The 14,139-nt window shown below is 62.1% G+C and carries 14 protein-coding genes; 9 read left to right on the top strand and 5 right to left on the bottom strand.

Going from position 1 to position 14,139, the window contains the following annotated elements; genetic code table 11:
- The first annotated feature begins 209 nt into the window (after positions 1-209).
- From clpS to NMB43_RS14780, 4 genes are all read left to right on the top strand, one after another.
- A complete protein-coding gene (clpS, locus tag NMB43_RS14795) occupies positions 210-518 on the top strand; it encodes an ATP-dependent Clp protease adapter ClpS (protein WP_494348928.1) in 309 nt (102 codons plus the stop codon).
- A complete protein-coding gene (gene clpA, locus NMB43_RS14790; RefSeq protein ID WP_494348927.1) occupies positions 518-2,791 on the top strand; it encodes an ATP-dependent Clp protease ATP-binding subunit ClpA in 2,274 nt (757 codons plus the stop codon). Before clpS ends, clpA begins: the two co-directional genes overlap by 1 nt.
- A gap of 358 nt (positions 2,792-3,149) precedes the next feature.
- The gene (gene aceA, locus NMB43_RS14785; protein ID WP_494348926.1) at positions 3,150-4,451 is read left to right on the top strand and encodes an isocitrate lyase; all 1,302 of its coding nucleotides are present in this window, start codon (positions 3,150-3,152) and stop codon (positions 4,449-4,451) included.
- 130 nt (positions 4,452-4,581) lie between these two features.
- Entirely contained in the window at positions 4,582-4,956 is a 375-nt protein-coding gene (locus NMB43_RS14780; protein WP_494348925.1) for a SpoIIAA family protein, read from the top strand.
- 68 nt (positions 4,957-5,024) lie between these two features.
- Here the strand turns inward: NMB43_RS14780 and NMB43_RS14775 are convergent, their stop codons facing one another.
- On the bottom strand, positions 5,025-5,858 hold the full coding sequence (locus NMB43_RS14775; protein WP_494348924.1) for an HAD-IIA family hydrolase: 834 nt from the start codon (positions 5,856-5,858) through the stop codon (positions 5,025-5,027).
- 170 nt (positions 5,859-6,028) lie between these two features.
- On the opposite strand from NMB43_RS14775, the gene petA reads away from it, so the two are divergent.
- The 5 genes from petA to NMB43_RS14750 all read left to right on the top strand — a co-directional run bounded on the left by petA (position 6,029) and on the right by NMB43_RS14750 (position 10,089).
- On the top strand, positions 6,029-6,637 hold the full coding sequence (gene petA / locus NMB43_RS14770) for a ubiquinol-cytochrome c reductase iron-sulfur subunit (protein ID WP_494348923.1): 609 nt from the start codon (positions 6,029-6,031) through the stop codon (positions 6,635-6,637).
- 4 nt (positions 6,638-6,641) lie between these two features.
- On the top strand, positions 6,642-8,027 hold the full coding sequence (locus NMB43_RS14765; RefSeq protein ID WP_494348922.1) for a cytochrome b: 1,386 nt from the start codon (positions 6,642-6,644) through the stop codon (positions 8,025-8,027).
- Complete coding sequence (locus NMB43_RS14760) at positions 8,024-8,797, top strand: cytochrome c1 (RefSeq protein ID WP_494348921.1); 774 nt, start codon at positions 8,024-8,026, stop codon at positions 8,795-8,797. Before NMB43_RS14765 ends, NMB43_RS14760 begins: the two co-directional genes overlap by 4 nt.
- Positions 8,798-8,901: 104 nt before the next feature.
- Positions 8,902-9,498 carry a glutathione S-transferase N-terminal domain-containing protein gene (locus NMB43_RS14755; RefSeq protein ID WP_494352156.1) on the top strand — a complete coding sequence of 199 codons (597 nt, stop codon included), beginning with the start codon at positions 8,902-8,904 and terminating at the stop codon, positions 9,496-9,498.
- A 117-nt stretch (positions 9,499-9,615) separates the two neighbouring features.
- Positions 9,616-10,089 (top strand): ClpXP protease specificity-enhancing factor, encoded by a 474-nt coding sequence (locus NMB43_RS14750; RefSeq protein ID WP_494348920.1) that lies wholly within the window; start codon positions 9,616-9,618, stop codon positions 10,087-10,089.
- On the opposite strand, the gene NMB43_RS14745 is transcribed toward NMB43_RS14750, so the two are convergent.
- From NMB43_RS14745 to NMB43_RS14730, 4 genes are all read right to left on the bottom strand, one after another.
- The gene (locus NMB43_RS14745; RefSeq protein ID WP_494348919.1) at positions 10,082-11,302 is read right to left on the bottom strand and encodes a glycosyltransferase; all 1,221 of its coding nucleotides are present in this window, start codon (positions 11,300-11,302) and stop codon (positions 10,082-10,084) included. The two genes, NMB43_RS14750 and NMB43_RS14745, sit on opposite strands and share 8 nt — an antisense overlap.
- A gap of 202 nt (positions 11,303-11,504) precedes the next feature.
- Entirely contained in the window at positions 11,505-11,981 is a 477-nt protein-coding gene (bfr, locus tag NMB43_RS14740) for a bacterioferritin (protein ID WP_494348918.1), read from the bottom strand.
- Between the two features lie 87 nt (positions 11,982-12,068).
- Positions 12,069-12,257, bottom strand: coding sequence for a (2Fe-2S)-binding protein (locus tag NMB43_RS14735; protein ID WP_494348917.1), 189 nt, complete (start codon positions 12,255-12,257; stop codon positions 12,069-12,071).
- A gap of 131 nt (positions 12,258-12,388) precedes the next feature.
- Complete coding sequence (locus tag NMB43_RS14730; RefSeq protein ID WP_494348916.1) at positions 12,389-14,032, bottom strand: methyl-accepting chemotaxis protein; 1,644 nt, start codon at positions 14,030-14,032, stop codon at positions 12,389-12,391.
- Positions 14,033-14,139 lie beyond the last annotated feature (107 nt).

The raw sequence follows: 14,139 nt of genomic DNA, 5'->3' as shown, positions 1-14,139 counted from the left end.
CATGGTGCACCCCCGCACGAATTGATCGTGGGTGTGTCGTGGATCGGGCACATGAGTTGCTAGAACTAGATCAAACGGGGCGTGCATTGTCATGACTGTCGTCTGTTGCACTGCAGGTGCGTCGTGCTCGCTTCAAGCGCCGATGAGCTTGAGAAAGACGCAGGAGTCCCAACCTTGAAACCACAGTCGAAGCGTTTAGAATGGGTCGCATGGCAACCCGCAAGCAAACGGAACATGTCCTCGAGGCCGAGCGGACCAAGCTGCAACCCCCGCGGATGTACAAGGTCCTCCTGCTCAACGATGACTACACCCCGATGGACTTCGTGGTGAATGTGTTGCAACGGTTTTTTGCGATGGACCGCGAACGCGCGACTCGCGTGATGCTCGAAGTTCATCGTGAGGGTCAGGGCGTGTGTGGCCTTTTTCCGCGTGACATTGCCGCGACGAAGGTTGAACAGGTCAGCAACTTTGCAAAGCAGCACCAGCACCCGCTGGCTTGTGTGATGGAGGAAGAGTAATGATCGCGCAGGAACTGGAAGTGAGCTTGCACATGGCATTCGTCGAGGCGCGCCAGAAGCGGCACGAATTCATTACCGTCGAGCACTTGCTGCTCGCCTTACTCGACAACCCCTCGGCGGCCGAAGTATTACGGGCCTGTGCCGTCAATATTGAGGAGTTGCGTCGCGAGCTGACGCGCTTCATCGCCGAGCACACACCCACGGTGTCGGGCTCGGAGGAGATCGACACGCAGCCCACGCTGGGTTTCCAGCGGGTGATCCAGCGCGCGATCCTGCATGTGCAGTCTTCCGGCAAGAAGGAAGTGACCGGCGCCAACGTGCTGGTGGCGATCTTCGGCGAGAAGGATTCGCACGCGGTGTTCTTCCTGCAGCGCCAGGGCATTTCGCGCCTGGACGTGGTGAACTTCATCTCGCACGGCGTGACGCGTGCGCCGCAGCCGCCCAGCCAGCAGCCCAAGTCCAGCGAAGAGCAGGGCGAGAGCGAGCAGGGCGAAGCCGCCTCTCCCGGCGGGGCGCTGGAGAACTACACGCAGAACCTCAACCAGCAGGCGCTGGTGGGCAAGATCGACCCCTTGATCGGGCGCGACAAGGAGTTGGAGCGCGTGATCCAGACCTTGTGCCGCCGTCGCAAGAACAACCCCTTGCTGGTGGGTGAGGCCGGTGTCGGCAAGACCGCCATCGCCGAGGGCTTGGCCCGCCGTATCATCGAGGGGCGAGTGCCGGAAGTGCTGGAGAACGCGCAGGTTTACGCCCTTGATATGGGCGCATTGCTGGCTGGCACGAAGTATCGCGGCGACTTCGAGCAACGCCTCAAGGCGGTGCTGAAGCAACTGGTCGACAACCAGAACGCGATCCTGTTCATCGACGAGATTCATACGTTGATCGGAGCGGGCGCCGCCTCGGGTGGCACGCTGGACGCGTCCAATTTGTTGAAGCCGGCGTTGTCTTCGGGGCAACTGAAGTGCATCGGCGCGACCACCTACACCGAGTTCCGCACGATCTTCGAGAAAGATCATGCACTGTCACGGCGCTTCCAGAAGGTGGACGTGCACGAACCCAGCGTGCCGGAGACCATCGAGATTCTGAAGGGTCTCAAGTCGCGCTTCGAAGAGCACCACGGCATCAAGTACTCCGCCGCGGCGATCACCAGCGCGGCCGAGTTGTCGGCGCGCTTCATCAATGACCGTCACCTTCCCGACAAGGCCATCGACGTGATCGACGAGGCGGGTGCCGCGCAGCGCATCCTGCCCAAGAGCAAACAGAAGAAGACCATCGGCAAGGGCGAGATCGAAGAAATCGTGGCCAAGATCGCACGCATCCCGCCGCGTTCGGTGTCCAACGACGACCGCGCCGCGTTGGCGAATCTGGATCGTGACCTGAAGAACATGGTGTACGGCCAGGACAATGCCATCGAGGCTTTGGCCCGCGCCATCAAGATGTCGCGCTCGGGCCTGGGCAACCCGCTCAAGCCGATCGGCTCCTTCCTGTTCAGCGGACCGACCGGCGTGGGCAAGACCGAAGTCGCACGCCAGCTGGCCTACACGCTGGGCATCGAGCTGGTGCGTTTCGACATGTCGGAATACATGGAGCGCCACGCGGTGAGCCGTCTGATCGGGGCGCCGCCAGGATATGTTGGTTTTGACCAGGGCGGCCTGCTGACCGAAGCCGTGAACAAGAAGCCGCATTGTGTGTTGCTGCTCGACGAAATCGAGAAGGCGCATCCGGACATCTACAACATCCTGTTGCAGGTCATGGACCACGGCAAACTGACCGACAACAACGGACGTCAGTCGGATTTCCGCAACGTCATCATCATCATGACGACAAACGCGGGTCAGGAAACCCTCCAGAAATCCACCATGGGCTTCACCCAGACGCGTGAGACTGGCGATGAGATGGTCGAGATCAAGCGTTTGTTCACGCCTGAGTTCCGCAACCGCCTGGATGCGGTGATCAGCTTCAAGGCGCTGGACGAAGAGGTCATCATGCGCGTGGTCGACAAGTTCCTGATGCAACTGGAAGGTCAGTTGCACGAGAAGAAGGTCGAGGCCATCTTTACCGATGCGTTGCGCAAGTGGCTGGCGGGGAAGGGTTTCGATCCGCTGATGGGCGCCCGCCCGATGGCGCGCCTGATTCAGGACACCATCCGTTCGGCGCTGGCCGACGAGTTGTTGTTCGGCCGGCTCGCCAGTGGCGGCAAGGTCACCATCGACGTCGGCAAGGACGACAAGGTGGTGCTCTCCTTCGACGAGATGGAAGAGGTGCACGCCTGACGCTGGCGTCGTTGTTGCAGAAGAATGAGGCCGCCTCCGGGCGGCCTTTTTGTTGTGGCCGCAGAAGCCTGGGCAGGGGAGGCGCAAGCGGGACGACCGGCGGTCTGGGTTCGTCGCCCTTGGGTGTCTTGTGCTGCTTCTGCACATAAACGGATTTCATTTGTATTTCATTTGGCGGTTTGTGATTTCAAATCGTGAGACGGCTATTTTATGTGATTGAAAAATAATACAAAAATAATTCTAGTGTCTTATATAAGATACATTGCTGCCGTGCATCAAGGTTTCTATACTTCTTGTCGACAGGCCGCCGTCGAGCCCTGTTCGCACCTTTACCTGCCCCACCCACTGGAGAGAAGTCATGAACCGCGAGATGCAGATCGAGATGTTGAAGAAGGACTGGGCCGAGAATCCGCGCTGGCGTCACGTCAAGCGCGCATACACGGCGGCCGATGTGGTGCAGTTGCGCGGGTCTGTCCAGGTGGAGCACAGTCTGGCGCGTCGTGGTGCGGAGCGCTTGTGGAAGTCCTTGCATGAGCAACCCTTCATCAATGCCTTGGGGGCGCTGACCGGCAACCAGGCAATGCAACAGGTCAAGGCGGGCTTGCAGGCGATCTACCTGTCGGGCTGGCAGGTGGCCGGCGACGCCAACGTGGCGGGCGAGATGTATCCGGACCAGTCGCTGTACCCGGTCAATTCCGTGCCAGCGGTGGTGCGGCGGATCAACAACACCTTTGCACGGGCCGACCAGATCCAGTGGTCGGAGGGTAAAAACCCGGGTGACGATGGTTATCTCGACTACTTCGCGCCCATCGTGGCCGATGCTGAGGCGGGCTTCGGCGGCGTGCTCAATGCCTTCGAGCTGATGAAGGCGATGATCGACGCCGGTGCGGCCGGAGTGCACTTCGAGGACCAATTGGCGTCGGTGAAGAAGTGTGGCCACATGGGGGGCAAGGTGCTGGTGCCGACGCGTGAGGCGGTGGCCAAGCTGTCCGCGGCACGCCTGGCGGCTGACGTGATGGGCGTGCCGACCCTGCTGGTTGCGCGTACCGATGCTGAGGCGGCCGATCTGCTGACCTCCGACGTGGACGACAACGACAAGCCTTTCTGTACAGGCGAACGCACCGTCGAGGGGTTCTATCGCACCAAACCGGGGCTGGAGCAGGCGATTTCGCGTGGGCTGGCTTACGCGCCGTACGCCGATCTCGTGTGGTGTGAGACCGGCAAGCCCGATCTTGCCTATGCCAAGGCTTTCGCCGAGGCCGTCCACAAGCAGTACCCGGGGCAGATGCTGGCTTACAACTGCTCGCCGTCTTTCAACTGGAAGAAGAATCTGGACGATGCGACCATCGCCAAGTTCCAGCGCGAACTGGGGGCGATGGGTTACAAGTTCCAGTTCATCACGCTGGCCGGTTTCCATAGCTTGAACTACTCGATGTTCAACCTGGCCTATGGCTATGCGCGCGAGAACATGACGGCGTTTGTGGAATTGCAGCAGGCTGAGTTTGCCGCTGCAGAACGCGGTTTCACGGCCGTGAAGCACCAGCGCGAGGTGGGCACGGGCTACTTCGACGCGGTGACGCAGGTGATCGAAGGCGGCCAGTCTTCCACCACTGCGCTGCATGGTTCGACCGAGAACGAGCAGTTCTTCGACAAGCACTGACGAGCTGGCGGTGCTGGCGCGGGCGGCCTGTTCTGTCGATCCGGCAGGGCGGGCCGTTTTTCTTTCCGGGGCCTTGATGCGTGCCTATAGTCAAGGTAGGCGGTGTTCGCTGAGTTCCAAGGGAGGTGCCATGATCACGACCGATGTATTCGACGACCGCATCGAGATGCGCGCGTTTGGTGACTACTCGCTTTCCGATTGCTACCAGTTGGAGGATGTGTCGACCTACCGCATCCGTTTTGGCGGGCCGATCAAGTTGCTGCTGGACTTTCGCGATATGTCCCGCTGCTCGCTCGATGCCATGATCGAGCAGATGCGCTTTGCGCGTCAGCACAGCGCGGATTTTCGCCAGGTCGCGGTGCTGACTGACGACCAGTGGGTGACGTGGGGCGCGTGGCTGTCACAGTTCCTGCTCGCGGGCGAAGTTCAGGTCTTCGACGATGAGGAGGCTGCACGCGACTGGTTGCTGGATACGGCTGTCGAAGCTTCTACGGCCTTGCATTGATTTTTCGTGCGGGGCCCCTGCGGCGCATCGCCTCCGCTCAGGCGGAGTGATGCGCCGCCTCTCTTTCTTCAGAGAGCCGCGAGGTCGATCTCACCCACGTTATTGAAGATGTAATCCGGCTTATACGGAAACTCCGCCAAGGTCTCTTGCGTGGATACGCCTGACAGCACCAAGGCTGTGCTCATGCCGGCCTCCATGCCGCCGACGATGTCGGTGTCCATGCGGTCACCCACCATGACCGCGTTCTCCGGATGTACGCCCAGCTTGCGCGTCGCCAGCAGCATCATCAGTGAGTTGGGCTTGCCCACGATATAAGGCTTCTTGCCGGTGGCGGCCGAGATGGCGGCCAGAATGGTGCCGGCAGCAGGCTCCAGTCCGCCTTCCACCGGGTCGATCATGTCCGGGTTGGTGCCGATGAACTTGGCGCCCTGGTCGATGAAGCGCACCGCCTTCTTCAACTGCTCGTAGCCAAAGGTAGAGGACTTGGCGACCACCACGTAGTCGGGGTTGGACTCCGAAATCGAGAAGCCCACGTTGTACAACTCGTTGATCAGACCACCTCCGCCCACGACGTAAGCCGTGGCGTGGCGTTTCTGATTCTGGTTCTTGAGGAACATTGCGGTCGCCATGGCCGCGGTGATGAAGTTGTCGGGCGTCAGACCTTCGATGCCCAGCCCTTCCAGCTTGAGCTTGAGGTCCAGCGGCGTCTGTTCTGCGTTGTTGGTGAGGAACAGGAAAGGGGTGTTCGTCGTCAGCAGACGGTTGACGAAATCCTTGGCGCCCGGGATCAACTGCTTGCCGCGGTAGATGACGCCATCCATGTCGGAAATGATGCTCTTGGCCATTTTGGGTCGGATGTTCAGGGTGAGGAGGGTACGCCCCGTCAGTGTATAACCAAGCATCAGAAGCCTCCCAATAGACTGTGCTGACGCTTCCAACAAACGATCTGATCGCGCAAAAGCCAATACCAGCGCGCCTTTCCGCGTATTGACGCAAGGCAAGGCTTCTTTTTGACCTGCCGGATTCGCTATAATCCGGCGGTTTTCCGATTCCAACACTTCCGGGGTTGTACATGAGTGACCAACAAGACAAAGGTCCGGCAAGCTGCGATTGCAGCCGCCGCGGCCTGATCGCGGCCACGGCCGTGGTCGGCGGCGCGGCCGGCATGGGGGCGGCAGTGCCGTTCCTGGCGAGCTTTACCCCCTCCGAGCGGGCGAAGGCGGCTGGTGCTCCGGTCGAGGCGGACATCAGCAAGCTTCAGCCGGGCGAGATGATGACCGTCGAGTGGCGCGGCAAGCCGGTGTGGATCCTGCGCCGCACGCCGGAAATGCTGGAGTCGCTGAAGAAGGTGGAGGGCGAGCTGGCCGATCCGCAGTCTCAGCGCGCCGAGCAGCCCGCCTATTGCAAGGGTGCCGCGCGTGCGATCAAGGACGAATATCTGGTCACCATTGGCATCTGCACGCATCTGGGCTGCTCGCCTTCGGCCAAGCTCAAGACGGGCGCCGAAGGGGGCATGGAGGCCAACTGGCAAGGCGGCTTTCTGTGCCCCTGCCACGGCTCGACCTTCGACGTGTCCGGTCGCGTGTTCAAGAACAAGCCGGCTCCCGACAACCTGCCGATTCCGCCGCACAAGTACCTGTCGGACTCGCGCATCCTGATCGGCGAAGACTCGGAGGCTTGATGCGATGAACCAACTGGCTCAACAACTGATGGATTGGGTGGACGCGCGTTTCCCGGCCACCAAGATGTACAAGGAGCATCTCTCCGAGTACTACGCACCCAAGAACTTCAACTTCTGGTACTTCTTCGGCTCACTGGCGCTGCTGGTGCTGGTGATCCAGATCGTGACCGGCATCTTCCTGGTCATGCACTACAAGCCGGATGCTTCGCTCAATGCGGCTGGCATTCCGGTGGCCTTCGCCAGCGTCGAATACATCATGCGCGACGTGCCGGGCGGCTGGATCATCCGCTACATGCACTCGACCGGGGCTTCGGCCTTCTTCATCGTGGTGTATCTGCACATGTTCCGTGGCCTGCTCTACGGTTCGTACCGCAAGCCGCGCGAGCTGGTGTGGCTGTTCGGCGTGGCGATCTTCCTGTGCCTGATGGCTGAAGCCTTCTTCGGCTATCTTCTGCCTTGGGGGCAAATGTCCTTCTGGGGCGCCCAGGTGATCGTGAACCTGTTTGCGGCGATTCCCTTGATTGGGCCGGACCTGTCCATCTTCATCCGCGGTGACTTCGTGGTGTCGGATGCGACGCTGAACCGCTTCTTCAGCTTCCACGTCATCGCCATCCCGTTGGTGTTGATTGGCTTGGTTGCCGCGCACATCATCGCGCTGCATGAGGTTGGTTCGAACAATCCGGACGGCGTTGAGATCAAGAAGCACAAGGATGCGAATGGCATTCCGCTGGATGGCATCCCGTTCCACCCGTACTACACGGTCAAGGACATCTTCGGCGCAGTGGTCTTCCTATTCTTCTTTGCCGCCGTCGTGTTCTTCATGCCGGAAGGCGGGGGCTACTTCCTGGAGTTCAACAACTTCCTGCCGGCTGATCCGCTGAAGACCCCGCCGCACATTGCGCCGGTGTGGTACTTCACGCCCTTCTATTCGATCCTGCGCGCGACCACTTCCGACTTCATGTGGTGGCTGGCCGCGCTGGTGGCGGTAACGGGCGGGCTGACCTTCATGACCGCACGCCTGGCCATCATCCGCCAGGCCGCGGTCGCCGTGTCCGCTGTCGTGATCGCGCTGTTCTTCCTGATCGACGCCAAGGTCTGGGGCGTGGTGCTGATGGGCGGGTCGGTGATGCTGTTCGCACTGCTGCCCTGGCTGGACCAGAGCCCGGTCAAGTCGATCCGCTACAAGGGGCCGATCTATAAGACCGTGCTGGCGGTCTTCGTGGTCAGCTTCCTAATCCTGGGTTACCTCGGGGTGCTGCCGCCCACGCCGGTTGGCACCATCGTGTCGCAGATCTGTTCGATTCTCTATCTCGCGTTCTTTGCGCTGATGCCTTGGTATTCGCGCATGGACAAGACCCAAGCTGAGCCGGAAAGGGTGACCTGGAAATGAGCCTGATGAACAAGCTGCTGCGTACTGCCGTTCTGGCCGTGGCGACCATGACGGCTCCGATTGCGGTTCAGGCTGCCGGTGCGGCGCTGCAACTCGACAAGGCCCCCTTGCGTTTCGACAACGCGTCGCTGCAGAACGGTGCCAAGTTGTTCGTGAACTACTGCCTGAACTGTCACGGCGCGAGTTCGCTGCGCTACAACCGTTTGACGCAGATCGGCCTCACCGAGCAACAGATCAAGGATAATCTGCTGTTTACCGCCGACAAGGTGGGCGAGCAGATGAAGACGGCCCTGCGCCGCGAGGATGCCAACAAGTGGTTTGGCGTCACGCCGCCGGACTTGTCGGTGATCACCCGTGCGCGTTCCTCCGGCGATGGCAGTGGGGCCGACTGGCTCTATACCTATCTGCGCCAGTTCTACCGTGACGACTCGCGTCCGACCGGCTGGAACAACGTGGTCTTCCCCAGCGTGGGCATGCCGCACGTGCTGTGGGAGTTGCAGGGCGAACAGGTCGCGCACTTCGTGGAGAAGGACGATGGCCATGGTGGCAAGGTCCAGCACCTTGAACGCCTGGAAATCGTGAAGCCCGGCATCTACCAGAAGGATGAGTTCGACGACCAGGTCGCCGATCTCGTGTCCTTCATGACCTGGATGGCGGAGCCCTCGCGCGAACTGCGGCAACAGATCGGCTGGGCAGTATTGGCCGTGTTGCTGGTTCTGGGCGTGTTGAGCTACCTGCTCAAACGTGCCTTTTGGAAGGACGTGCATTGACTGGAAGTGCAGCCGAAATGATGTTGTTATCCCGCCGCGAGCCCGAGGCGCTGCCCGCGCGTCGCATCGTGCGCGACACTGAGTATTCCTGGAGTAATTCCGCGATGATGAATCTGTATTCCGGTACGACGGACCCGTTTTCCCACCGTTGCCGGATTGTGCTCTTCGAAAAGGGCATGGACTTTCAGGTGATCGATGTCGATCTGTTCAACAAACCGGAGGACATCGCCGTCATCAATCCGTACAACCGGGTGCCGGTGCTGGTCGATCGCGACCTGGTGCTGTACGAGGCCAACATCATCAATGAGTACATTGATGAACGCTTCCCGCATCCGCAACTGATGCCGCCCGACCCGATCATGCGTGCGCGTGCGCGTCAGCTCCTGCATACGCTGGAGAACGAGCTGTTCTCGCATATCGAGGCCCTGGAGAAGAACCAGAAAGGTGTCGAGAAGACCCGCGCCCACGTGCGTGACCAGTTGATGCAACTGGCGCCCATGTTCACCAAGCAGAAGTACATGCTGGGCGAAGAGTTCTCGATGCTGGACGTGGCCATCGCGCCGTTGCTGTGGCGTCTCGAGCACTATGCGATCGAGTTGCCCAAGACGGCCGCTCCGTTGATGAAGTACGCCGAGCGTATCTTCTCCCGCCAGGGCTTCATTGATGCCCTGACGCCTTCCGAACGCGCCATGCGTCGTTGATCCGCTCCCGGCTGGCACGGTGCCAGCCGGCATGCGTGCAGGCGGATGGCGCATGGAGGGTTTTTTGCTTTTGCCTTCCCTGTCATCCCGCCTCGTCCTCTTCGCGTTCCTCGTCTCATGAGCCAGCCTGCGTCCACCAAGCCCTACCTCATCCGTGCACTGTTCGACTGGTGCGTGGATGGGGGGTTCACGCCCTATATCGTGGTCGCGGTCGATGAGAATACGCGGGTGCCCACGGCCTTCGTGCGCGATGGCCAGATCGTGCTCAACATCGCGCCTTACGCTACGCACCAACTGGCGATCTCGAACGATGCGATCTCCTGCCAGGCGCGTTTTGGCGGGGTGGCCCATTCGCTGTACGTGCCGGTCTCGCGCGTGGCGGCAATCTATGCGCGCGAGAACGGGCAAGGCATGGCCTTCGAACTGGGCAGCGAGGGGGCGGGGATGGCGCTGCCGATGGGGGCCGGGCAGGCGGCGGATGACGAGGATGTCATGGAGCCCGGATCCGAGTTGGCCGACCCCGTCGATGAGCCGCCGCCCGAACCCTCGCCCGCGGGCGGGCGCGGTGCCCACCTGCGCGTGATCAAGTAAGGCCCGAGTCCGGGCTGGATGTGGCCGCGGCCGGCAAGGCCTGCGGATCGCGTTGTCCGGCATGGCGGGCACACACTTCCCGATACAGCCCATCCAGGCGCTGCGCCATGCTGCGCGCGCTCCAGGCCCGTGCGTCCTCGCGCGCGGCGCTTGCCATGCGGGCGAGGCGTGCGCGGTCCTTGAGCAGGGAGACGGCCTGGGCGGCGAAACGGGCCTCGTCATCGGGGGCAATCTCGGCGCCTTGGGCGCCGATCAGAATGTCACGTGTTCCCATTTCGGCCAGCGCCAGTACCGGTGTGCCCAGGGCCATGGCTTCCAGCAGCACCAGACCTTGCGTCTCGGTGCGTGAGGCAAACACGAACAGATCTGCCGCGCGATAGCAGTCGGCAAGTTCGCGGTTGCGGTCGAGGTAGCCGAGGTAGCGCACATGCTCGTCCAGTCCGCGTTGCGCGGTCTGCTTGCGCAGATCATCCAGGGCCGGACCTTCGCCGGTTACCAGCAACAGGACGTCGGGCACTTCTACACGTACCCGTTCGACGACCCGCAGCAGGAAGTCGATGTTCTTTTCAAAGGCGACCCGGCCGACGAACAACAGCAGGGGCCGATCTGCCGGGATCTGGTGGTGGGCGCGGAAGCAGTCGCCGTCGCCGCCATTGAAGCGTTCCTCGGGCAGGCCGGTGGGCAGGATGTGCAGGGGGCTCTGCACGCCGTAGTCGAGCAAGGTGTCCCGCATTGCGCTGGAGGGCACCACGACCGCGTCCAGCGCGTTGCATTGCCCGCGCGAGAAGCGCCGAGCCAGCGCACGCATCCATGCCCGCGGGGCGAAGGGTACGTAGTGGTGCAGGTACTCCTCGAAGTAGGTGTGATAGGTCGCGACGACCGGGATGTTCAGGCTGCGGGCGATGCGCAGCCCCATGTAGTGGGCGAGGAAGGGGGTCTGGATGTGGACCAGGTCGTAGCGCCCAGGCGGCACGGTGCGCAGCCAGCGCAGGATGGCGCCTCGCTGCATCAGGCGGTCCTCGGGGTCGAGTGGGACACGCCGCGAGGGGATGCGCAGGATATCGGCGCTGGAGGTGGTGTCGGCGGGATAGTCCGGTGCGATCAGGGTGCTGCGGGTGCCAAGCGCGTGCAGGTCGCGGCGGAAGGTTTCGATCGAGGTGGAGACGCCATTGATGCGCGGGAAATACACATCCGAGATCATCAGCACATTCATGCGGGAGCGCTCCGGCTGGTTAAATCCCGGCAATGTAGAGAGTGGGCGTGACAGTTTCGTGGCGGTTTGCTTGCAGGCGAGAGACTGTGCCCGGTACCAGGCGGGAGTGGGGGGAGCGTGCAGGGGCTGAATGACACGCCCCTTCGCGGCGGAAGGGGCGGCAGGGGAGGGGACTGGCGGGGCGCGAGGCCCCGTGGGGGGCTTAGGACGGGGCTTCCATCATCGACTGCAGGTAGTTCTGCAGGCCGACCTTGTCGATCAGTTCGATCTGCGTCTCCAGCCAGTCGATGTGTTCCTCGGTGTCGTCCAGGATGTCCTGCAGCAGGTCGCGCGACACGTAGTCGCGCACGGCCTCGCAGTGTGCGATGCCGTCCTTGATGGTTTGCTGTGCGCCTTGTTCAAGCTTGAGGTCGCAGGCCAGCATCTCGGGAGTGGTCTCGCCGATCAGCAGTTTGCCCAGATCCTGAAGGTTGGGCAGGCCGTCCAGGGTGAGGATGCGCTCGATCAGGTGATCGGCGTGTTTCATCTCACCGATGGATTCCTCGTACTCCTTCTTGCCCAGTTTGGAGAGGCCCCAGTGGCGATAGATGCGGGCGTGGAGGAAATACTGGTTGATCGCTGTGAGCTCGTTCTTGAGCTGGGCGTTGAGGTGGGCAATGACTTGGGGGTCGCCTTTCATGGGGGCTCCTTGTGCTTGGTTATCACACAAGCATAGCAAAGCCCGCGCCAGGTAGTGCGTGCGAAGTGCGCCGGTACAACGCCGCGCTCAGGCGGCTATCGGCAGACTACCGAGGGCGATGTGTTGGTCGATCAGTTCCTGGCAACTCTCCCGGCAACATCCACAGCCAGTGCAGGCGCCCAGCTCCACGCTGAGGGCGTCGACGGAGTCGGCGCCGTTCTGGATGGCTTGCTGGATATGGCGGTCGCTGACGCGGTGACAGACGCAAACGATCATGATCTTGCCAAAACACAAATAAGAATGATTGTTATTGTGTGCCCGGTTTTGGCTAAATGCAAGTCGTTCTTGTTACGGATTGGAGTGCCCTGAATAGGGCCGACCACGCCCCGCTATGGGGCGTGCCGGCCTCACACACGGAAGGTGGCGGCTTGAGCGGCCAGTTCTTGCGAGGCCGCGTCCAGTTGTTGGGTGCCCTTGCTGACTTGGTTGAGGGCCTGGTGCGATTCGTCGCTCATTTGGGCGATGCGTTCGATCTGCTGCGAGATGAGTTGGCTGGCGCTGGATTGTTCGCCCAGCGCATCGCTGATGCGGGTGGAGACCTGACTCACTTGGCCGACGGCCTCTTCAATGTCGACGATCGCACCATCCACTTGTTCGGCGCTGTGCACCTGCTCGGCGAAGCCACCGGAGAGTTCGCGCACGTCGCGGATGGCGTCGCTGGCGCTGTCCTGGATCAGGCGGATCAGGTTGGCGATCTCTTCGGTGGAGCCGGTGGTTTTCTCGGCCAGCTTGCGTACTTCATCGGCGACCACTGCGAAGCCGCGCCCCTGTTCGCCGGCGCGGGCGGCTTCGATGGCTGCGTTGAGGGCCAGCAGGTTGGTCTGGTCGGCGATGTCCTTGACGGTCTGCACGATGCCGGAAATTGCGCTGGAGCGCTGCCCCAGCTCCTCCAGCGAGGCGGCGGTGCTGCTGACGCGCTGAGCGACGTCCTGCAGGCGGCGGGTGCTGTCTTGCACTGTGGCGCGGCTGCTGCGTGCTGAGCCAAGGGTGCGTTCGACCAAGGCACGGGCTTCGCGTGCGGCCTCGTCCACCTGGTTGATGCTGACACTCAACTCCTCGATGGCGGAAGACACGGTGGTGGTGGCGTCGGCCTGGCTGTCAGCTGCGCTGCCCAGTTGGTTGAGGGCGGAGGCGATGGCGTCGGACTGACGGGCGACGGTGCCCGAGCGGGAGTGAATGTCGCCGACGAGGGTCTGGAAACGGGCCAGCATGGCATCGAAGGCGCGTCCTGCCTGGCTGATCTCGTCGCTACCAGTGAGCCCTACGCGGCGGGCCAGATCGCGTTGCGCTTCGATTTCCGTCGCGGTGTGCTCCAGGCGGCGGATGGGGATGATGATCGAGCGGGCGATCCACCAACCACAAGCGGCGAGCAGGGCGAGCAGGAACAGGCTGCCGCCTATCATCCAGGCGCTGGCACTGGCCGCCACGGCGACGCCTTGTGCGACGTGCTCTGTCGAGCGGGTCTGGGTAAGTTTGCTGACCTCGGCACTGAGTTCGTCCATGGCCTGGCTCAGCGGGCGATCCTTGCCGCGTACCGCGACATCGACCTTCTTGCCGGTCTCGGGATCGGTGGCGTCGAAATCCTTGAGGGCCGCACGATAGTCTTCGCCCAATTGGCGGTGGGCGGCCAGGGTCTTGGTGACGATGGCGGTGTCGACGGCGTGTGCCTGCAGGTTCTTGGTCAGGGCTTCGAGGGCCTCGCGCGTACGCTGTTCCTCCAGGGTGAAACCTTTGAGGTGGCGTTCGTGGGCCGCCGCATCGTTACCGCGGATCAGGATGTTCTTCCACTCCTGCACCTGGGTTTTGAAGGCCGTGGCGGCGGTACCAAGTTCCACGCTCATCTGTTGAGCGGCCAGCAACTCGGCGTTGCTGTCGGCCATCTGGCTGGACAGGCGATGCAGTTGCCACAGGGCGTAGGCCGAGAGAATGGCGAGGGCCAGGCAAGCGATGCCGAGCAGCGCGATTAGGCGCGTCTTGACGGTCAGGTTCATGGGGTGCTCCCGGTGTCGATGACCTGTGGGGAAATGGGCGACGGTGTGCCGCAGCGGCGCTGCGTCCGTGCCTCGTCTGCAGGTTGACGGCTTGGCGGGGGCTAGGC

The organism is Uliginosibacterium sangjuense, from assembly GCF_059132465.1.
This window is presented reverse-complemented; position numbering and strand designations above follow the sequence as displayed.

Bases quoted from the DNA above. Each gene is read 5' to 3' on its own strand.
- NMB43_RS14750 (WP_494348920.1), top strand. From the start codon at position 9,616: ATGAGCCAGCCTGCGTCCACCAAGCCCTACCTCATCCGTGCACTGTTC.
- clpA (WP_494348927.1), top strand. From the start codon at position 518: ATGATCGCGCAGGAACTGGAAGTGAGCTTGCACATGGCATTCGTCGAG.
- petA (WP_494348923.1), top strand. From the start codon at position 6,029: ATGAGTGACCAACAAGACAAAGGTCCGGCAAGCTGCGATTGCAGCCGC.
- NMB43_RS14760 (WP_494348921.1), top strand. From the start codon at position 8,024: ATGAGCCTGATGAACAAGCTGCTGCGTACTGCCGTTCTGGCCGTGGCG.
- NMB43_RS14780 (WP_494348925.1), top strand. From the start codon at position 4,582: ATGATCACGACCGATGTATTCGACGACCGCATCGAGATGCGCGCGTTT.
- NMB43_RS14755 (WP_494352156.1), top strand. From the start codon at position 8,902: ATGATGAATCTGTATTCCGGTACGACGGACCCGTTTTCCCACCGTTGC.
- NMB43_RS14765 (WP_494348922.1), top strand. From the start codon at position 6,642: ATGAACCAACTGGCTCAACAACTGATGGATTGGGTGGACGCGCGTTTC.
- aceA (WP_494348926.1), top strand. From the start codon at position 3,150: ATGAACCGCGAGATGCAGATCGAGATGTTGAAGAAGGACTGGGCCGAG.
- NMB43_RS14735 (WP_494348917.1), bottom strand. From the start codon at position 12,257: ATGATCGTTTGCGTCTGTCACCGCGTCAGCGACCGCCATATCCAGCAA.
- bfr (WP_494348918.1), bottom strand. From the start codon at position 11,981: ATGAAAGGCGACCCCCAAGTCATTGCCCACCTCAACGCCCAGCTCAAG.
- NMB43_RS14730 (WP_494348916.1), bottom strand. From the start codon at position 14,032: ATGAACCTGACCGTCAAGACGCGCCTAATCGCGCTGCTCGGCATCGCT.
- NMB43_RS14775 (WP_494348924.1), bottom strand. From the start codon at position 5,858: ATGCTTGGTTATACACTGACGGGGCGTACCCTCCTCACCCTGAACATC.
- clpS (WP_494348928.1), top strand. From the start codon at position 210: ATGGCAACCCGCAAGCAAACGGAACATGTCCTCGAGGCCGAGCGGACC.
- NMB43_RS14745 (WP_494348919.1), bottom strand. From the start codon at position 11,302: ATGAATGTGCTGATGATCTCGGATGTGTATTTCCCGCGCATCAATGGC.